Below are 16255 nucleotides of genomic sequence, written 5' to 3'. Positions count from 1 at the left end.
GCATACACCTTTGCCCTCGGCTTTCGGACATGCTAGGCGGACCTGAAACAACAGGGACCCCGAGCCGTGAGCGAAATCCGCCTCTATATCACCACGACCGAGAAGCGGGCCGATATCGCCCTCTCGCTGATGACCGACGCCTTCGAGGAAGAAGGTTATGCCATTGCGACGATGGAGATCGACGAAAAGAAGGACATCTGGGAAGCCTCCGTCTACATGTTCCGTGAGGACGAGGCTGAAATCCACGGGCGTTTCGCGGCGCTGCTTGCCGAGGCGTTTCCCGATGCGCCTATCGAGCGCGAGGAACTGCCCGATATCGACTGGATCGCCAAGTCGCTGGAAGGCTTGAAGCCGGTGCGCGCCGCGCGTTTCGTCGTGCACGGCTCGCATGACCGCGGCAAGGTGCGGGCTGGCGAGATCGCCATCGAGATCGACGCCGGCCAGGCCTTCGGAACCGGCCATCACGGCACGACGGCGGGCTGCCTGGAGGTGATCTCCGACGTGATGCGCACGCGCAAGGTCAAGCGCGTTCTCGACCTCGGCACCGGCAGCGGCGTTCTGGCGATTGCCGCGCGCAAGCTCGCCCCGGTCACGGTTCTGGCGACGGACATCGACCCGATCGCCACGCGCGTCGCACGGGAAAACGTCCGCCTCAACGGCATCGCCTCCGGCGTCGCGCTGGAAACAGCGCCGGGCTTCCACTCCACCGCCTTCGGCCGCCACGGCCCCTTCGACCTCATCATCGCCAACATCCTCGCCCGGCCGCTGATGCGTATGGCACCGCAGCTCGCCGCACAACTGGCGCCGCAGGGCGATGTCATCCTGTCCGGCATCCTCGCCTCGCAGCGCTGGAAGGTGCTTGCTGCCTACAATGGCGCAGGCCTGCGTCATGTGCGCACGATCTGGCGCGAAGGCTGGGTGACGATCCACCTCGACAACCGGCGGTGACGGCACCGTCCGGAAGCGGGGTGGCAACATCCCGCTTCAACGCAAGGGAAATACAGGCAAAATAAAAGGCGGTGCCAGAGGCACCGCCTATGGGCCGGCGAACCGACCTGCCCGCGAGCTTGAGGAGGAGGAGTGCTCAAGCGGGCCTATGTGTTCCGAGCGCCTTCCCGGAGGAGGGAGGAGGAGTGACCGGCAAGACGCCTGATCGGAACACCTAGTCTTTTGCCTTTCGGCAGTTCATTTTGCGATCCGAAGGACTGGAGGAGCTTTCACTTCGTTTCGCTTGAAGCGCGTTTTGTTTCGCTTCGTTGGCGCTGCTTATACAAGATTCGAAAATTTGCGACAGGGCCTTTGGGACATGGGTGCCATGCACACAATGCATAAGTCCAATTACAGACCTCTTGGCACGATCCGGGAGCTTTCCTGATCATGGCCGCCACCATCATTCCGCTCATCACCCTTGCGATTATTGTCTTCGTGCTGTGGATCGCGATCCGCGCCAACATCGAGGCGCGCAGGAATCCGCACCGCGTCGAAAGCACCACGCGCACCGAGGCTGAACGCCGTCGTATCGCCCTGTCCCTGCGCGATGCCCTCAGCCGCAAGCCGCTCGGCGCAACGCTGGCCGAACAGCTCTGGCGAAAGCTGGCAAACGAGGTGCCGGGCAACGGCGTGATCTACGACTATCACCGGGATTTCTGCGGCCAGGGCCTCATCCGCACCGATGACGGCGTCATGCTCGCCGACGTGCAGGATGGCGGGGCCTATTTCGGCTCCCCCATCGCGGCGTGGAAGACCGAGGAAGACTTCGTCGCCTTCCTCGCCCGCCAGTCGGATTTTTCGATGAGCGGCTGGGATGCCGGCGAACCCGCCTTCTTCACCGAGGACGACTGGTATCGCAACAACCAGCGCCTGACCCGCGCCGTGCTGGAGCGCTATCTCTCCCGCCTTTGACGCGGCCGGCCGATAGGCCAAAGCGCGTTGCAATCCGCCAGATTCGCTCTCTGCGCTTCAATGCTTTGGTTTTTCGCATGCCGGCAGCGCAAAACCGCCGCGCACTTTTGCGCGACATGCTTTAGATTGCCGGCACGATTCATCGCCATACCGGAAGTCTCCCATGTTCCAGAGTTTCGACGTCACCTCCACGCCCCAGTTCGGCCGCGAACGCGCCGATGCGCTGCGCGCCAGCTTCGATGCACTCGGCATCGACGGCTTCCTCGTGCCGCGCGCCGACGAGTACCAGGGCGAATACGTGCCGGCCTCGGCCGAGCGCCTTTCCTGGCTGACGGGCTTCACCGGTTCGGCCGGCGTTGCGCTCGTCATGCGCGGTGCGGCCGTGGTCTTCGTCGATGGCCGCTATGTCACGCAGCTCGCCGAGCAGGTCGACGGCAGCGTCTACACCGGTGGCGACCTTGTCGGCGAGCCGCCGCATCTCTGGCTGCAGAACCACGCGCCGAAGGGTTTCCGTCTCGGCATCGACCCGTGGCTGCACACCGGCGCGGAAGTGCGCCGCCTCGAGAAGGCGCTTGCCGGCCTCGGCGGCGCCCTCGTCTTCCTGCCCCACAACCCGCTCGACAAGGCCTGGGCCGACCGCCCGAGCGAACCGCTCGGCCGCGTGACGATCCAGGCGATCGACCAGGCCGGGGAACTGGCCAGGGACAAGCTCGCCAAGATGGCGGAGGCGACCGCCAAGGTCGGCGCGGATGCCCTCGCCGTCACGGACCCGTCCTCCATCGCCTGGATCTTCAACATCCGCGGCAGCGACGTGCCGCACACGCCGCATCCCTTGGCCCGCGCCATCATTCCGGCAGAGGGTCGCCCGCAGCTCTTCCTCGACAAGCGCAAGACCGGCATCGAGCCCGAGGCCTACCTCACCCAGCTCGCCGACCTCTTACCGCCGTCGCAGTTCGACGAGCGCATCGCGGCGCTCGCTGCCGAGGGCAAGCGCATCCTGATCGACCCTGAGCAGGCTCCCTTCGCGCTTGCCGAGATCGTACGCCGTAAGGGCGGCACGCTGGTCGAAGCCGCCGACCCGGCCCGCCTGCCCCGTGCCTGCAAGAATGCCGTCGAGCTGCAGGGTTCCGCGCGTGCCCACCTTCAGGACGGCGCGGCCATGGTAGAGTTCCTCGCCTGGCTCGACGGCACGACGCCCGGCACGCAGACCGAAATGGCCGTCACGAAGAAACTGGAGGCCGTGCGTGCCAGCGTCGGCGAGCGCCATCAGAACCCGCTGAAGGACGTGTCCTTCGACACCATTGCGGGCGCCGGCGCCCATGCCGCCATCATGCATTACCGCGTGACGACCGCATCGGACACGCTCATCGAGCCGGGCACGCTCTTCCTCATCGATTCCGGCGCGCAGTATATCAACGGCACGACGGACATCACCCGCACGGTGGCGATCGGCGCGGTGCCGGAAGAGCAGAAGCGCTTCTTCACCCTGGTGCTGAAGGGCATGATCGCGATCAGCACGGCACGCTTCCCGAAAGGCTCGCGCGGCTGCGACCTCGATCCGCTCGCCCGCATCGCGCTGTGGAAGGCCGGTGCCGATTTCGCCCATGGCACAGGCCACGGCGTCGGCTCCTATCTCTCCGTGCATGAGGGTCCGCAGCGCATTTCCCGGCTTTCGACGCAGGAGCTTCTGGCCGGAATGATCCTGTCCAACGAGCCCGGCTACTACCGCCCCGGCGCCTTCGGCATCCGCATCGAGAACCTGATCCACGTCCTGCCGGCCGCCCCGGTCGACGGCGGCGACATGGACATGCTCGGCTTCGAGACGCTGACCTTCTGCCCGATCGACCGCCGGCTCGTCGTCGCCGCCCTGATGACGGACGACGAGCTTGCCTGGCTGAACGCCTACCACGCGGATGTGCGCGAAAAGATCACGCCGCTGCTGTCGGACGAAGCAACGAAGAGCTGGCTGGAAAAGGCGACGGCGCCGGTCAGCCGATGAACTGACGCAGCACCATCACGACGACCCAGCCGATGGCCAGCACCGGCAGGAGCGAGAGACGCAGGCCAAGCAGGAAGGCGATGGCCATCGTCACGCTGACGTCGAAACCGCCCGTCACGGCTGCCGGCGCCACCAGCGTGGTGAGCACGGCGGCCGGAACGGCGTTCAGCGCCGCTTCGGCGCGCGGTGGGATGCGCTTCATGCGCGTGATGAAGACATAGCCGCCGACGCGCGTCAGGTAGGTCGCGATGGCGCCAGCGGCGATGATCAGCAGCGTCTGCGTGTGGAACAGCGTGTCCATGCTCATGCCTCCCCACGTGCAGCGTCGCCGACCGGCTCGGCCGGTGCCTTGTCATCGAGCGGCATGACCGCCGCGACGAGTACCCCCGCAAGCGCGCCAAGGCTGACATGCCAGGGCGAGCCGACGAAATGCAGCGCCAGGATCGAGCCTGCCGAGGAGGCCAGCACCACCGGAAGCCAGTTCGCCCGGCTGCGGAAGCCGAGCACCAGGCCCATGAAGTAGATCGGCAGCAGCACATCGATGCCGATCTCCTTGGGATCGCCGATCAGGTTGCCGAGCAGTCCCCCGACAACCGTCAGGCAGAGCCAGGGCACATAGACGCTGAGGCCGAGCACCATCGACCAGATATAGCTGACGCGGATACCCGCATCCGCACGACGCTCGGTTTCGGCGAACTGAGGGTCGGTGAGGAAGAACAGCGACGTCGCCTTCTGCCAGAAGGTGAGATGCCGGATATGGGCGGCGATCGCCGCCGAATAGAGCACGTGCCGGAAGTTCACGGCGAAGATCGACAGCACCACCAGCCAGGGCGCGACATTGTGATCGAAGAGCTCGACGCCGACGAGCTGGCTGGCGCCGGCATAAAGCGTCGCGCTCATCAGCGCCGCTTCCGCGATCGTCAGGCCGTTGTCCACGGCGACGGCACCGAACAGCACGGCAAATGGCGCCGCGGCGATCGCGACGGCGCTGCCACGCCGGAAGGCGTCGCGGATTTCTTCTTTCGTGGCGGGGGTCATGGGTCTGCTCAAGATCTGTCGCAAATCCGGGAGGAGCGCACGGCGGTCTTCCGGCCGGACTTGCAGGAAACGATCCGCCACCCATAGAACAGGCGCGATCCACCCGCAAACCAATATGGCTGATGGACCGTTCAGCGTCGTTGATCAATCAGCGCTGTTTTTCTTCCGGCGCTGATCGATTATCAGCTCTTCTTGAGCTGGAACGTGTGCTCGGGTGCCGGAAAGCTGCGTGCCTTCACCTCTTCGGCGTAGGTCGCGAAAGCCTCGCTCATGACGGGGGCGAGATTGGCGAAGTGCTTGACGAAGCGCGGCTTGAAATCCGTGAAGATGCCGAGCACGTCGTCGACGACCAGCACCTGTCCGTCGCAGGCCGGCGAGGCTCCGATGCCGATGGTCGGCGCCTTGACCGTGCCGGTGATCTCGCGCGCCAGCGGCTCGACCGTGCCCTCGATGACGATGGCGAAGGCGCCGGCATCGTCGATGGCCGCAGCGTCGCGACGGATCTTCTCGACTTCCTTGTCGTTGCGACCGAGCGAGCGGTAGCCGCCGGTCGTGTTGATGAGCTGCGGCATCAGGCCGACATGGCCGAGCACCGGAATGCCGCGCTGGGTGAGGAAATGCACCGTCTCGGCCATTTCCGCCCCGCCCTCCAGCTTGATCGCCGAACAGCCGGTTTCCTTGAGAACCCTGGCAGCCGTCGCAAAGGCCTGTTCCTTCGACTGCTGGTAGGAGCCGAAGGGCAGATCGACGACGACGCAGGCGCTGGACGAGCCGCGCATGACGGCCTGGCCATGGGCGATCATCATCTCGATCGTCACGCCGACGGTGGAATCGAGACCGTAGAGCACCATGCCGAGGCTGTCGCCGACCAGCATGAAATCGACATGGGGATCCATGAGCTTGGCGACCGGGGTCGTATAGGCGGTGAGGCTGACGATCGGACGCTCGCCCTTGAGGGCCCGGATGTCGGCGGGCGCCAGACGGCGCTTGGCGGTATGTACGCTCATGTCACGCTACCTTTTTCATGTTTTTCGGGCCAAAAACCCGATTATCGAGGAGTTTCGTGCTCCCAAAGCGCACGAAAAGCAACAAAAGAACCGGTCGATCGCCGACCGTGTCGATCTCGGCAAGCGTCTGCGGATCGCGGATCGCGACCACTTCGGGCTTGGCGAGCGGCTCGCTGGCAAGAAAGGCGGTAACGCCCGCCTCCAGGCGCCTTGCATCCGTCTCGCCCGCCATGATCAGCCGCTCGGCTTCCTCCAGCGCGCGCGGTACGATGGCGGCAGCGGCGCGCTCCCCGGCCGAGAGGTAGACGTTGCGCGAGGAACAGGCGAGCCCGTCCGCCTCGCGCACCGTCGGCACGCCGATCACCTCGACCGGCTGTGCCAGGTCCTCGGCCATGCGGCGGATGATGGTGAGCTGCTGGAAGTCCTTCTCGCCGAAATAGGCGCGGTCCGGCTGGGCGATATTGAAGAGCTTGGTGACGACCGTCGCGACCCCCGCGAAATGCCCGGGGCGGACGGACCCTTCGAGCTCCGAGCCGAGCTTCGGCACATCAACGACAGTCTCCATCGGCCGCGGATACATGTCGGAAACGCCGGGTGCGAAGAGATAGTGCACGCCTTCGGCCTCCAGCATCGCCTGGTCGCGGGCAAGGTCGCGCGGATAGCGCGCAAGATCCTCGTTTGCTCCGAACTGCAGCGGATTGACGAAGATAGTGGCGACGACGATGTCGTTGTCGGCGCAGGCCCGCCGGGCAAGCTCCATATGGCCGACATGAAGGTAGCCCATGGTGGGCACGAGACCGATGGTGCGACCGTCCAGCCGGTGCGGCGCCAGCGCCGCGCGCAAATCCGCGATGGTTGTAAAGGTCTGCATCGACGGTTCCTCCTTGCTCTCGCCCTCTCCCGCGGGCGATGCCGCCTGCACGATCTCTGCGGATCGGTTCCAGGAGGCGCCGTTTTCTATCTTGTGCAGCGCAAAAAGACAATCGGCAAACACCTTGGGCGGCGATAGGCCCCGCCGCTGGGCAGCATTGCATTTTGCGCACTGTACATTTCGCTCAATGCCCAGTAGAGAGCGCGTTGACACGCCCGTCGCATACGAGCGCAGAGTGCGACGCCAGATCGTCGCGGAACCCGAATTCCGAAAGACCCTACATGACGAGTTTTGAAAGCCTCGCTCCGGCGATGGCAAAGGCGTTGGAAAAACGCGGCTACACCACCTTGACGCCGGTGCAGATCGCCGTCTCCGACCCCAAGATCGGCGATTCCGATGCGCTGGTCTCCGCCCAGACCGGCTCCGGCAAGACCGTCGCCTTCGGCCTCGCGCTCGCCCCGACGCTGCTTGAGGGCGAAGAGCGCTTCGCCCGCGCCGAGAGCCCGCTTGCCCTCGTCATCGCGCCGACGCGCGAGCTTGCCATGCAGGTCAAGCGCGAGCTGGAATGGCTCTACGAGATGACCGGTGCCGTCATCGCCTCCTGCGTCGGCGGCATGGACGTGCGCAACGAGCGGCGCGCGCTGGAGCGCGGCGCCCATATCATCGTCGGCACCCCGGGACGCCTGCGCGACCACATCACCCGCGGCAACCTCGATCTCTCCGCCATCCGCGCAGTCGTGCTCGACGAAGCCGACGAGATGCTCGACCTCGGTTTCCGCGAAGACCTCGAATTCATCCTCGAAGCCGCGCCGGAAGACCGCCGCACGCTGATGTTCTCGGCCACCGTGCCGAAGGAAATCGCCGCGCTCGCTAAGAACTACCAGCGCGACGCGCTCCGCATCTCGACCGCGTCCGAGCGGGAGCAGCATGTCGACATCGACTATCGCGCCCTGCTGGCCGTGCCCGCCGACCGCGAGAACGCCATCATCAACGTTCTGCGCTACTACGATGCGCAGAACGCCATCGTCTTCTGTTCGACGCGCGCAGCGGTGAACCACCTGACGGCCCGCTTCAACAATCGCGGCTTCTCGGTCGTGGCACTCTCCGGCGAACTCAGCCAGAACGAGCGCACCCACGCGCTGCAGGCCATGCGCGATGGCCGCGCCCGCGTCTGCATCGCCACCGACGTCGCCGCCCGTGGCATTGACCTGCCCAATCTCGAGCTCGTCGTGCATGCCGACCTGCCGACCAACCCCGAAACGCTGCTGCACCGCTCGGGCCGCACCGGCCGTGCCGGCCGCAAGGGCGTCAGCGCGCTCATCGTGCCGCTCAGCGCCCGCCGCAAGGCCGAGCGCCTGCTGCAGGCCGCCAACCTCAAGGCGAACTGGGCGACCCCGCCGTCCGCCGAGGACATCCTGCGCCGCGACGACGAGCGTCTGCTCGCCGACCCCATGCTGACCGACACGATCGGAGAAGACGAGGTCGAGACGATCGACGCGCTCGCCGCACGCTTCGACGCCCGCCAGCTGGCCGCCGCCGTCGCCCGTTTCTTCAAGGCTGGCCGCTCGGCGCCGGAAGACCTGGTCGAGGTCTCGCTCGAACAGCGCAAGCCGCGCGAGCGCGGCAACGACTTCATTCCCGCCGAAACCAAGCGCCCGCGCGACGGTTTCGGGGCGAGCGTCTGGATCTCCGTGTCGGTCGGCCGCAAGCAGCGCGCCGAACCGCGCTGGCTGATCCCGATGCTCTGCCGCAACGGCAGCATCACCAAGAACGAGATCGGCGCGATCAAGATGCAGCCGGAAGAGACCTATATCGAGCTCTCCGCCGCTTCCGCCGACGGCTTCCTCGGCCATCTCGGCCCAAGCAGCATGCTGGAGCGCGGCATCCGCGTTACCGTGCTGGAAGGCCAGCCCGACCTGACGCCGCAGCCCTATACGCGTGCGCCCGGCGAGAAGACGCAGCGCTACGACAAGCCGGAACGCCGCGCCGACTGGAAGCCGAAGGGCGAATTCGAGAAGAAGCCGCGTTTCGAGAAGAAGCGCGATTTCGACAAGCCGGAAGGTGCCGCCGCCAAGCCGCACTGGAAGGACCGCGAAGACGGCGGCAAGAAGCCCGCCAAGCCCTTCGCCGGTGCCAAGCCCTTCAAGGGAAAGCGCGACGAGAAGTTCGCCAAGCCCGACGGCGCGCCGCGCAAGCCGAAGGCCAAGAAGCCGGATCGCTTCTAAACAATGACACCTGACCGGCGCGGAACCATCCGGTCCGCGCCGCGTTACCCCCGTGCTTTTGCGAGGGGGTTTTCATGGCCGGAAACGACGCGCAGACGGCGGCGGACAAGGACGAACTCAACCGGTTCGTGACCGGCCTCGGCCGCGGTGTCGCCGGCGCCCTGTTCCTGGCGCTGCCCATGCTGATGACCATGGAAATGTGGCATCTCGGCTTCTCCATGGCGCGCGAGCGCCTGTTCCTGCTGCTCCTCCTCGACATTCCCCTGTTGATCCTGCTCGCCCATCGCATCGGTTTCGAGGAGACATTCGGCTGGCGCGAGGCAATCCGTGACGCGGCGATCGCCTACGGCATCGGCATCCTGACCAGCTTGGTGGTGCTGACGGCGCTCGGCCTGCTGCGTGGCGGCATGCCGGCAAGCGAACTTTCCGGCAAGGTCGCCCTGCAATCCGTCCCCGCCAGCATCGGCGCCATGCTCGGCCGCAGCCAGCTCGGCCATGATGACGATGACACCGGAACGAAGGAGACGAGTTATGCCGGCGAGCTGCTGCTGATGGCGGCCGGGGCCCTCTTTCTCTCGCTCAACATCGCGCCGACCGACGAGATGATGGTGCTCGCCTACAAGATGACCGTCTGGCATGCCCTTGCCGTCGCCCTCATCTCCATCGCCCTTATGCACGGCTTCGTCTATGCGGTGTCCTTCACCGGCGGGCACGAGCTTTCCCCGCAGACGCCCTGGTGGCACGCCTTCGTGCGCTTCACCCTGCCCGGCTATGTCATTGCGCTGGCGATCAGCATCTTCGCCCTGTGGATCTTCGAGCGCCTTGGCGGCAGTGCGCCGGTCGAGGTCGCATTGTCCGTCATCGTGCTCGGTTTTCCCGCAGCGCTTGGCGCCGCAGCCGCGCGATTGATCCTGTGAGGCAGCCATGACCCGATCCGAACGGGGCCGCCATCGCGAACGCCACGATCCTCACTGGATCGAATGGCTGACCGGCCTGGTCTCCGCCCTCCTCGTCGCCGGCATGCTCGGCTGGATCGGCTGGGAGGCTTTCACGCGGGAGGCGACGCCACCGGACCTTTCCGTCACGGTGCTGACGACGGAGAAGACCGGCGCCGGACAGCGCGTCACCTTCGACATCGCCAATTCCGGAACCACCACCGCGGCAGCCGTCACCGTCATCGGGCGGCTGATGGAAGGCGAAAAGATCGTCGAGGAGAACCACGTTGTCTTCGACTATGTCGCCGCAGAATCGAAGTCGACAGGCGCCATCCTGTTTGCGGGAGACCCGGCCGGGCGGCGGGTGGATATCCGTGCCGCCGGCTACACCGGTCCATAGCGGCCAACGGCTTGAAAAAGCGGAACCAAATACGCATCTGCGGATTGAACAAAAGACAAGTATCCGTGTCCGCATCGAAATGGGCATTCCAGACCCCGCAAGGCTTCACCATGGCATGGCCCATTCTCATCCTGCTGACCACCCAGGTCCTCCTCCCGGCCTTCTTCTTCTCCTGGCTCTTTCTGCCCCGCCCCATCGACCGGCTCGGCTGGCTGACACGCGTCGCCTACGGGGCGGCCTACTTCGCCTTCGTCACCGTCATCGGGCGCTGGGATTTCCTCGGTTCCGCCCTTGCAATGCTCCTGCCGGCGGCGTTCGTCGTGGCCGCCGCCCTCTCCTATCTGCGCGTTCGCGGCCGGCCCTGGAATGCATCACCTTCGCTCTTGCGCGCGCATGGCTTCACCGCAGCCATGGCCGTGTTCTTCCTGGCGCTGACGGCACGGGCCCTTTCCGGCTACGGCTACAAGGAGACGGCCGTGGAGCTCGCCTTCCCGTTCGCCGCCGGCACCTACTATGTCGGCCAGGGCGGCGGCACGACCTCGATCAACTATCACCATGCCAGCCAGAGCCAGCGCTTCGCGCTCGACATCGTCGCGCTCAACGGTTTCGGCATGCGCGCGAACGGGCTGATGCCAAAGGACCTTGCGGACTACGAGATCTATGACCGGGAGGTGAAGAGCCCCTGCAACGGCGTCGCCATCGCCACCCATGACGGCGTGGACGACAACCGCATCTCCGAGAGCAATACCGAGGCGCCAGCGGGCAACCACATCATCCTCGCCTGCGGCTCGGCGCGCATCCTGCTTGCCCATTTCCGCAAGGGTTCGGTCGCCGTCGCCGATGGCGCGGTCGTCACGAAGGGCGAAACGCTCGGCCGGGTCGGCAATTCCGGCAACTCATCCGAGCCGCACCTGCACATGCATGCCTATCTCGGCGGCACGCGGGACTACAACGAAGGCCAGGGCGTGCCCATGACCTTCGACGGCCGCTTCCTCGTGCGCGGCTCGATCGTCACGGCGCCTTGATCCGCTCGAGCCAGCCGTCCTCGTCGATGACCTCGACGTTGAACTCCCGCGCCTTGTCGAGCTTGGAGCCGGCGCCCGGCCCGGCGACCACGAGATCCGTCTTCTTGGAGACAGAACCCGCCACCTTGGCGCCCAGCCGCTCGGCCATCGCCTTGGCCTCGTCGCGCGTCATCTTCTCCAGCGATCCCGTGAACACCACCGTCTTGCCGGCAACCGGGCTCGCGGTCGCCACCACCGCTTCGGCGGCCTGCGGCTCCACCTCCTTGCGCAGGGCAGCGATGACCTGAAGGTTGCGCGGTTCCTTGTAGAACTCCACGAGAGCCCGGGCGACAACCTCGCCGATCCCGTCGATGCTGTTCAGTTCGGTCCACGCGTCGCCCGAAAACGACGACGCCGCGATCAGCGCCTCCTCGAAGGCCGCGTAGGTGCCATAGGCACGCGCCAGCAGCTTGGCATTGCCTTCCCCCACATGGCGGATACCGAGCGCGTAGATGAAACGGTTGAGCGCGATGGAGCGCCGCGCATCGATGGCATCATAGAGCTTGCGAACGCTCACCTTGCCGAAACCGTCAATATTCTCGAGTTTCGTCAGCTCGGATTCGTCCTGTCGCTTCCGGAGCGTGAAGATGTCAGGCGCGGTGCGGATGTTGAGACTGTCGTCCTGCGCGGTGAAGAAGAAGTCGATCTGCTTGGTCCCCAGGCCTTCGATGTCGAAGGCGTTGCGCGAGACGAAATGCTTGAGATGCTCCACCGCCTGCGCGGGGCAGACGAACCCGCCCGTGCACCGTGTCACCGAATCGAGGCGGCCGGTCTTTTCGTTGCGCTCGCGGACGGCATGGCTGCGGCAGGACGGGCATTCCGTCGGAAATTCGTATGGTTGCGATTCCGGCTTGCGTTTCTCCAGCACGACGTCAAGCACCTGCGGAATGACATCGCCCGCGCGCTGCACGATAACGGTGTCGCCGATGCGAATGTCATGGCCCTCCGGCCGGATGCGGTCGCCGCTGTTGCCGATGCCGGCGATGTAGTCGGCATTGTGCAAGGTTGCATTGGTGACGACCACGCCGCCAACGGTAACGGGTGCAAGGCGGGCGACGGGCGTCAGCGCCCCGGTCCGGCCCACCTGGATGTCGATATCCTCGACGATGGTGAAGGCTTGCTCGGCCGGGAACTTGTGCGCCGTCGCCCAGCGCGGCGAGCGGGAGCGGAAACCGAGGCGTTCCTGCAATGCCAGTTCGTCCACCTTGTAGACGACGCCGTCGATGTCATAGTCGAGATCCGGGCGGTCAAGGCCGATCTCGCGGTAATGCGCGATGATGTCATCGACGCGGGAAAGCCGCTTGGTCATCGGATTAACCGGGAAGCCCCAGGCCTTCAGCACCTCGATCATGCCATATTGCGTATCGGCCGGCATGGCCGACATCTCGCCCCAGGCATAGGCGAAGAAACGCAGCTTTCGGCTCGCCGTCACCGTCGCGTCGAGCTGGCGCAGCGAGCCCGCCGCCGTGTTGCGCGGATTGACATAGGTCTGCTTGCCCTCCGCCGCCATCTTCTCGTTAAGCGCCAGAAAGTCGCTCTTGGCCATATAGACCTCGCCGCGCACCTCAACGACATCAGGCGCACCGGCCGGCAGGCGGTTCGGGATCTCGCCGATGGTCATGACATTGGCGGTGACGTTCTCGCCCGTCGTGCCGTCGCCGCGCGTCGCCGCGCTGACCAGCCGGCCGTTCTCGTAGCGGATCGACATCGAAAGGCCGTCGATCTTCGGCTCGGCGGTAAACGCGATCGAATCGTCCGGCAGGCGGCCAAGGAAGCGGTAGACGGAGGCGACGAAGTCCCGGACGTCCTCGTCGGAGAACGTATTGTCGAGCGAGAGCATCGGGCGCGAATGGGTGATCGGCGCGAAGGTCGGCAGTGGAGCCGAGCCGATGCGGCGCGACGGGCTGTCGTCGCGCACCAGCGCCGGAAACCGCGCCTCGATCGCCTCGTTGCGCCGCTTCAGGGCGTCATAGTCGGCATCCGAAATTTCCGGCGCGTCCTGACCGTGGTACAGGTCGTCGTTGCGCGCAATTTCGGCCGCCAGAAAGGCGAGTTCTGCCGCAGCCTCTTCTTCATTGAGATTCTCGACGGGGGTTTTCACATTCGCCATGGCCTGCTCCGGGATTCTGCCACCGTTCTAGAGGAAATGAGGTGAAAGAAAAGATGGGAGCACGATGAGGGGCCGTCGCCGGCTATACCCCACCCGAAAGCAACCGCGCCGCCGCCGCCCTCGCCTCGTCGGTCACCGAAGCGCCGGCGAGCATGCGGGCGATTTCTTCCGTGCGCGCGCCATCGTCCATGCGGGCTACGCGGGTGGCGACGGTCTCGCTGCCTTCGACTGGTCCCTTGGAGATGAGAAGGTGCGTCGCCGCACGGGCCGCGACCTGCGGGGCGTGGGTGACGGAGAGCACCTGCACGGTGGAGGACAGCCGCTTCAGCCGCTGGCCGATGGCATCGGCCACCGCGCCGCCGACGCCGGTGTCGATTTCGTCGAAGACGAGGGTCGGCGCGGAGCCGCGGTCGGCGAGCGCCACCTTCAGCGCCAGCAGGAAACGCGAGAGTTCCCCGCCGGAGGCGACCTTCATGATCGGACCGGGACGCGTTCCGGGATTGGTCTGGACGTGGAATTCGACCGTGTCGATCCCCTCTTCCGCACCGCCCTCCAGGTCGGTGGTGATCTCGACGGTGAAGCGCGCGCGCTCCAGCTTCAGCGCCGGCAGCTCCGCCATGACGGCGGCGGCAAGCGCCTCGGCCGCATGGTGGCGCTTGTCGGAGAGCGAACGGGCGGCCTGGTCAAATGCGGCACGCGTCTCGGCAAGATGCGCCTGAAGCCGCACCAGCTTCTCCTCGCCGGCATCGAGATCGGCAAGATCGGCGATCATCTTGGCGGCAAGGGCCGGAAGGCCGGTGACGGGCACGGAGTATTTGCGGGCAGCCGCGCGCAGGGCGAAGAGGCGCTCTTCCGTGCGCTCCAGCTCCTTCGGATCGTATTCGGTCTTGCGCAGCGCCACCTCGACGGCCATCTGTGCGTCGGAAAGCTGGTTCAATGCCTGATCGAGCAGCTCGACCGTCTCCTCCAGCAGGCCCGGCGCCTCGTGGCTCTTGCGCTCAAGACGGCGCACAAGCGCGGCGATGAGGGGCACGGGCGAGGCATTGCCATTCAGGAATTCGCTCGCCTCGTTGATGTCACCGGCGATACGCTCGGCCTTCATCATGCGGGCGCGGACTTCCGCCAGCGCATCCTCCTCGCCATCCCGCGGCGAGAGGACTTCCAGCTCCTCGACGGAGGAACGCAGGTAATCGGCCTCGCGGGCAGCCGCTTCCACCTTGTCACGGTGACGGCGCAGCGTGCGTTCGGCTTCCTTCCACTGGTGATAGAGCGTGCCGACATCGCCTGCCGCCTCGCCGAGACCGCCGAAGGCATCGAGCAGCAGACGGTGCGCATCGGTATCGACAAGCGCACGATCGTCATGCTGGCCATGAATTTCGACGAGGCGCTGGCCGACCTGCCGCATCAGCTGCACGGAGACCGGCTGATCGTTGACGAAGGCTTTGGTGCGCCCGTCGGCGGATTGCTGGCGCCGGAAGATGAGGTCGCCGTCGTCGTCGATGCCATTGTCGCGCAGGAGCGTCCGGGCGGCGTGACCATGCGGCACGTCGAAGACCGCCGTCACCTGACCGCGATCCACGCCATGGCGCACCAGCGAGCCGTCACCCCGCCCGCCGAGCGCGAGCGACAGACTGTCGAGAAGAATGGATTTTCCGGCGCCCGTCTCGCCCGTCAGCACGGAAAGGCCCGGCTCGAAAGCAAGGTCGAGCCTTTCGATCAGGACGATATCGCGGATCGAAAGCTGCGCCAGCATGGCCCTGCCATATCTCTTGCTTAGACGCCGAGCAGCTTCTTGCCTGCACGAGAAATCCAGGACCCGCTGTTTTCACGCGGTTCGAGGCCCTTCGACTGCAGGAGCTTGTAGCTGTCGGAATACCACTGGCTGTCGGGATAGTTATGGCCGAGCACCGCCGCCGCCGTCTGCGCTTCCGTATCCACGCCCATGGCGTAATAGGTCTCGACGAGACGGGCGAGCGCTTCCTCGATCTGGTTGGTCATCGGATACTTTTCGACGACGACGCGGAAGCGGCTGGCTGCCGCGATATATTCCTTGCGCTCGAGATAATAGCGGCCGACCTGCATTTCCTTGCCGGCGAGCTGGTCACGGGCAAACCGCATCTTGGTCTGCGCGTCCTCGACATATTCCGAATCGGGGTAGTTCTCGACAACGGCCTGCATGGCTTCCAGCGTCTGCGCGGAGGCGCGCTGGTCCTGCGTCACGCTCGGGATCTGCTTCCAATAGGCAAGGCCGACGATGTACTGCGCATAGGCGGCGTCTTCCGAACCCGGATAGAGGTTGAGATAGCGTTTGCCGGCAGTGATCGCTTCCTCGTTGCGGCCCTGGCGGTAATTGGTGAAGGCCGACATGACGAGCGCCTTGCGCGCTTCTTCGGAGAAGGGATGCTGGCGATCGACGGCCTCGAACTTGCGGCTCGCCTCTCCCACCTTGCCGGCGTTCAGGTTGGCAAGGCCCTGGTTGTAGAGCTTGTCGGCAGGCTCAGTCTCGCCGGCCAGCTTGGTGATGTCGATATCGGGATCCGACTGACACGCGGAAAGAACGACAGGCGAAGCCGCCGCAAAAAGCGTAAGATAGACAATGCGCGCCGTCTTCTTCACACCAACAGACCCTGCAACAACCATGTGACAATCCCAGTTCAACGGACGCGATGCGGTAACCCGCCCCGCGCGCCCCGCGTTGTATCTC

Annotated in this window: 14 protein-coding genes; 7 read left to right on the top strand and 7 right to left on the bottom strand. The window is 65.5% G+C overall.

The window, feature by feature from the left end:
- Positions 1-66: 66 nt before the first annotated feature.
- The 3 genes from EXZ48_RS08590 (at position 67) to EXZ48_RS08580 (ending at position 3901) form a co-directional block, all read left to right on the top strand.
- Entirely contained in the window at positions 67-948 is an 882-nt protein-coding gene (locus EXZ48_RS08590) for a 50S ribosomal protein L11 methyltransferase (RefSeq protein WP_050744550.1), read from the top strand.
- Positions 949-1377: 429 nt separating this feature from the next.
- Positions 1378-1902 carry a hypothetical protein gene (locus EXZ48_RS08585; RefSeq protein ID WP_130515351.1) on the top strand — a complete coding sequence of 175 codons (525 nt, stop codon included), beginning with the start codon at positions 1378-1380 and terminating at the stop codon, positions 1900-1902.
- Between the two features lie 163 nt (positions 1903-2065).
- Positions 2066-3901, top strand: coding sequence for an aminopeptidase P family protein (locus EXZ48_RS08580; RefSeq protein WP_130515349.1), 1836 nt, complete (start codon positions 2066-2068; stop codon positions 3899-3901).
- Here the strand turns inward: EXZ48_RS08580 and EXZ48_RS08575 are convergent.
- The 4 genes from EXZ48_RS08575 to panC all read right to left on the bottom strand — a co-directional run bounded on the left by EXZ48_RS08575 (position 3891) and on the right by panC (position 6817).
- Positions 3891-4202: an AzlD family protein gene (locus tag EXZ48_RS08575; protein ID WP_023513525.1), complete on the bottom strand. Its 312-nt coding sequence runs from the start codon at positions 4200-4202 to the stop codon at positions 3891-3893. The genes EXZ48_RS08580 and EXZ48_RS08575 overlap by 11 nt on opposite strands.
- 2 nt (positions 4203-4204) lie before the next feature.
- Positions 4205-4939 carry an AzlC family ABC transporter permease gene (locus tag EXZ48_RS08570; RefSeq protein ID WP_023513526.1) on the bottom strand — a complete coding sequence of 245 codons (735 nt, stop codon included), beginning with the start codon at positions 4937-4939 and terminating at the stop codon, positions 4205-4207.
- Between the two features lie 182 nt (positions 4940-5121).
- Complete coding sequence (gene panB, locus EXZ48_RS08565; RefSeq protein ID WP_050744547.1) at positions 5122-5946, bottom strand: 3-methyl-2-oxobutanoate hydroxymethyltransferase; 825 nt, start codon at positions 5944-5946, stop codon at positions 5122-5124.
- Position 5947: 1 nt separating this feature from the next.
- A complete protein-coding gene (gene panC, locus EXZ48_RS08560; RefSeq protein ID WP_130515347.1) occupies positions 5948-6817 on the bottom strand; it encodes a pantoate--beta-alanine ligase in 870 nt (289 codons plus the stop codon).
- Between the two features lie 281 nt (positions 6818-7098).
- Here panC and EXZ48_RS08555 point away from each other — a divergent pair, with 281 nt between their 5' ends.
- The 4 genes from EXZ48_RS08555 (at position 7099) to EXZ48_RS08540 (ending at position 11402) form a co-directional block, all read left to right on the top strand.
- Positions 7099-9042 (top strand): DEAD/DEAH box helicase, encoded by a 1944-nt coding sequence (locus EXZ48_RS08555; RefSeq protein ID WP_130515345.1) that lies wholly within the window; start codon positions 7099-7101, stop codon positions 9040-9042.
- 74 nt (positions 9043-9116) lie between these two features.
- Positions 9117-9959, top strand: coding sequence for a TIGR02587 family membrane protein (locus EXZ48_RS08550; RefSeq protein ID WP_130515343.1), 843 nt, complete (start codon positions 9117-9119; stop codon positions 9957-9959).
- Positions 9960-9966: 7 nt separating this feature from the next.
- Positions 9967-10377, top strand: a complete 411-nt coding sequence (locus tag EXZ48_RS08545; protein WP_130515341.1) for a TIGR02588 family protein — start codon at positions 9967-9969, stop codon at positions 10375-10377.
- Positions 10378-10442: 65 nt separating this feature from the next.
- A complete protein-coding gene (locus EXZ48_RS08540) occupies positions 10443-11402 on the top strand; it encodes a M23 family metallopeptidase (protein ID WP_130515339.1) in 960 nt (319 codons plus the stop codon).
- Here EXZ48_RS08540 and ligA read toward each other — a convergent pair.
- The 3 genes from ligA to EXZ48_RS08525 all read right to left on the bottom strand — a co-directional run bounded on the left by ligA (position 11389) and on the right by EXZ48_RS08525 (position 16191).
- The gene (ligA, locus tag EXZ48_RS08535) at positions 11389-13551 is read right to left on the bottom strand and encodes an NAD-dependent DNA ligase LigA (protein ID WP_130515337.1); all 2163 of its coding nucleotides are present in this window, start codon (positions 13549-13551) and stop codon (positions 11389-11391) included. The two genes, EXZ48_RS08540 and ligA, sit on opposite strands and share 14 nt — an antisense overlap.
- A gap of 82 nt (positions 13552-13633) precedes the next feature.
- Entirely contained in the window at positions 13634-15304 is a 1671-nt protein-coding gene (recN, locus tag EXZ48_RS08530; RefSeq protein ID WP_050744540.1) for a DNA repair protein RecN, read from the bottom strand.
- A gap of 20 nt (positions 15305-15324) precedes the next feature.
- Positions 15325-16191, bottom strand: coding sequence for an outer membrane protein assembly factor BamD (locus EXZ48_RS08525; protein WP_023513535.1), 867 nt, complete (start codon positions 16189-16191; stop codon positions 15325-15327).
- Positions 16192-16255: the final 64 nt, after the last annotated feature.

It is taken from the genome of Shinella sp. JR1-6 (assembly GCF_004284735.1).
In the GTDB taxonomy this organism is placed as follows: domain Bacteria; phylum Pseudomonadota; class Alphaproteobacteria; order Rhizobiales; family Rhizobiaceae; genus Shinella.
The sequence above is the reverse complement of the archived record's forward strand: the minus strand, read 5'-3'. Positions and strand labels throughout refer to the sequence as shown.

Bases quoted from the DNA above. Each gene is read 5' to 3' on its own strand.
- panC (WP_130515347.1), bottom strand. From the start codon at position 6,817: ATGCAGACCTTTACAACCATCGCGGATTTGCGCGCGGCGCTGGCGCCG.
- recN (WP_050744540.1), bottom strand. From the start codon at position 15,304: ATGCTGGCGCAGCTTTCGATCCGCGATATCGTCCTGATCGAAAGGCTC.
- panB (WP_050744547.1), bottom strand. From the start codon at position 5,946: ATGAGCGTACATACCGCCAAGCGCCGTCTGGCGCCCGCCGACATCCGG.
- EXZ48_RS08555 (WP_130515345.1), top strand. From the start codon at position 7,099: ATGACGAGTTTTGAAAGCCTCGCTCCGGCGATGGCAAAGGCGTTGGAA.
- EXZ48_RS08580 (WP_130515349.1), top strand. From the start codon at position 2,066: ATGTTCCAGAGTTTCGACGTCACCTCCACGCCCCAGTTCGGCCGCGAA.
- EXZ48_RS08525 (WP_023513535.1), bottom strand. From the start codon at position 16,191: ATGGTTGTTGCAGGGTCTGTTGGTGTGAAGAAGACGGCGCGCATTGTC.
- EXZ48_RS08545 (WP_130515341.1), top strand. From the start codon at position 9,967: ATGACCCGATCCGAACGGGGCCGCCATCGCGAACGCCACGATCCTCAC.
- EXZ48_RS08570 (WP_023513526.1), bottom strand. From the start codon at position 4,939: ATGACCCCCGCCACGAAAGAAGAAATCCGCGACGCCTTCCGGCGTGGC.
- ligA (WP_130515337.1), bottom strand. From the start codon at position 13,551: ATGGCGAATGTGAAAACCCCCGTCGAGAATCTCAATGAAGAAGAGGCT.
- EXZ48_RS08585 (WP_130515351.1), top strand. From the start codon at position 1,378: ATGGCCGCCACCATCATTCCGCTCATCACCCTTGCGATTATTGTCTTC.
- EXZ48_RS08575 (WP_023513525.1), bottom strand. From the start codon at position 4,202: ATGGACACGCTGTTCCACACGCAGACGCTGCTGATCATCGCCGCTGGC.
- EXZ48_RS08550 (WP_130515343.1), top strand. From the start codon at position 9,117: ATGGCCGGAAACGACGCGCAGACGGCGGCGGACAAGGACGAACTCAAC.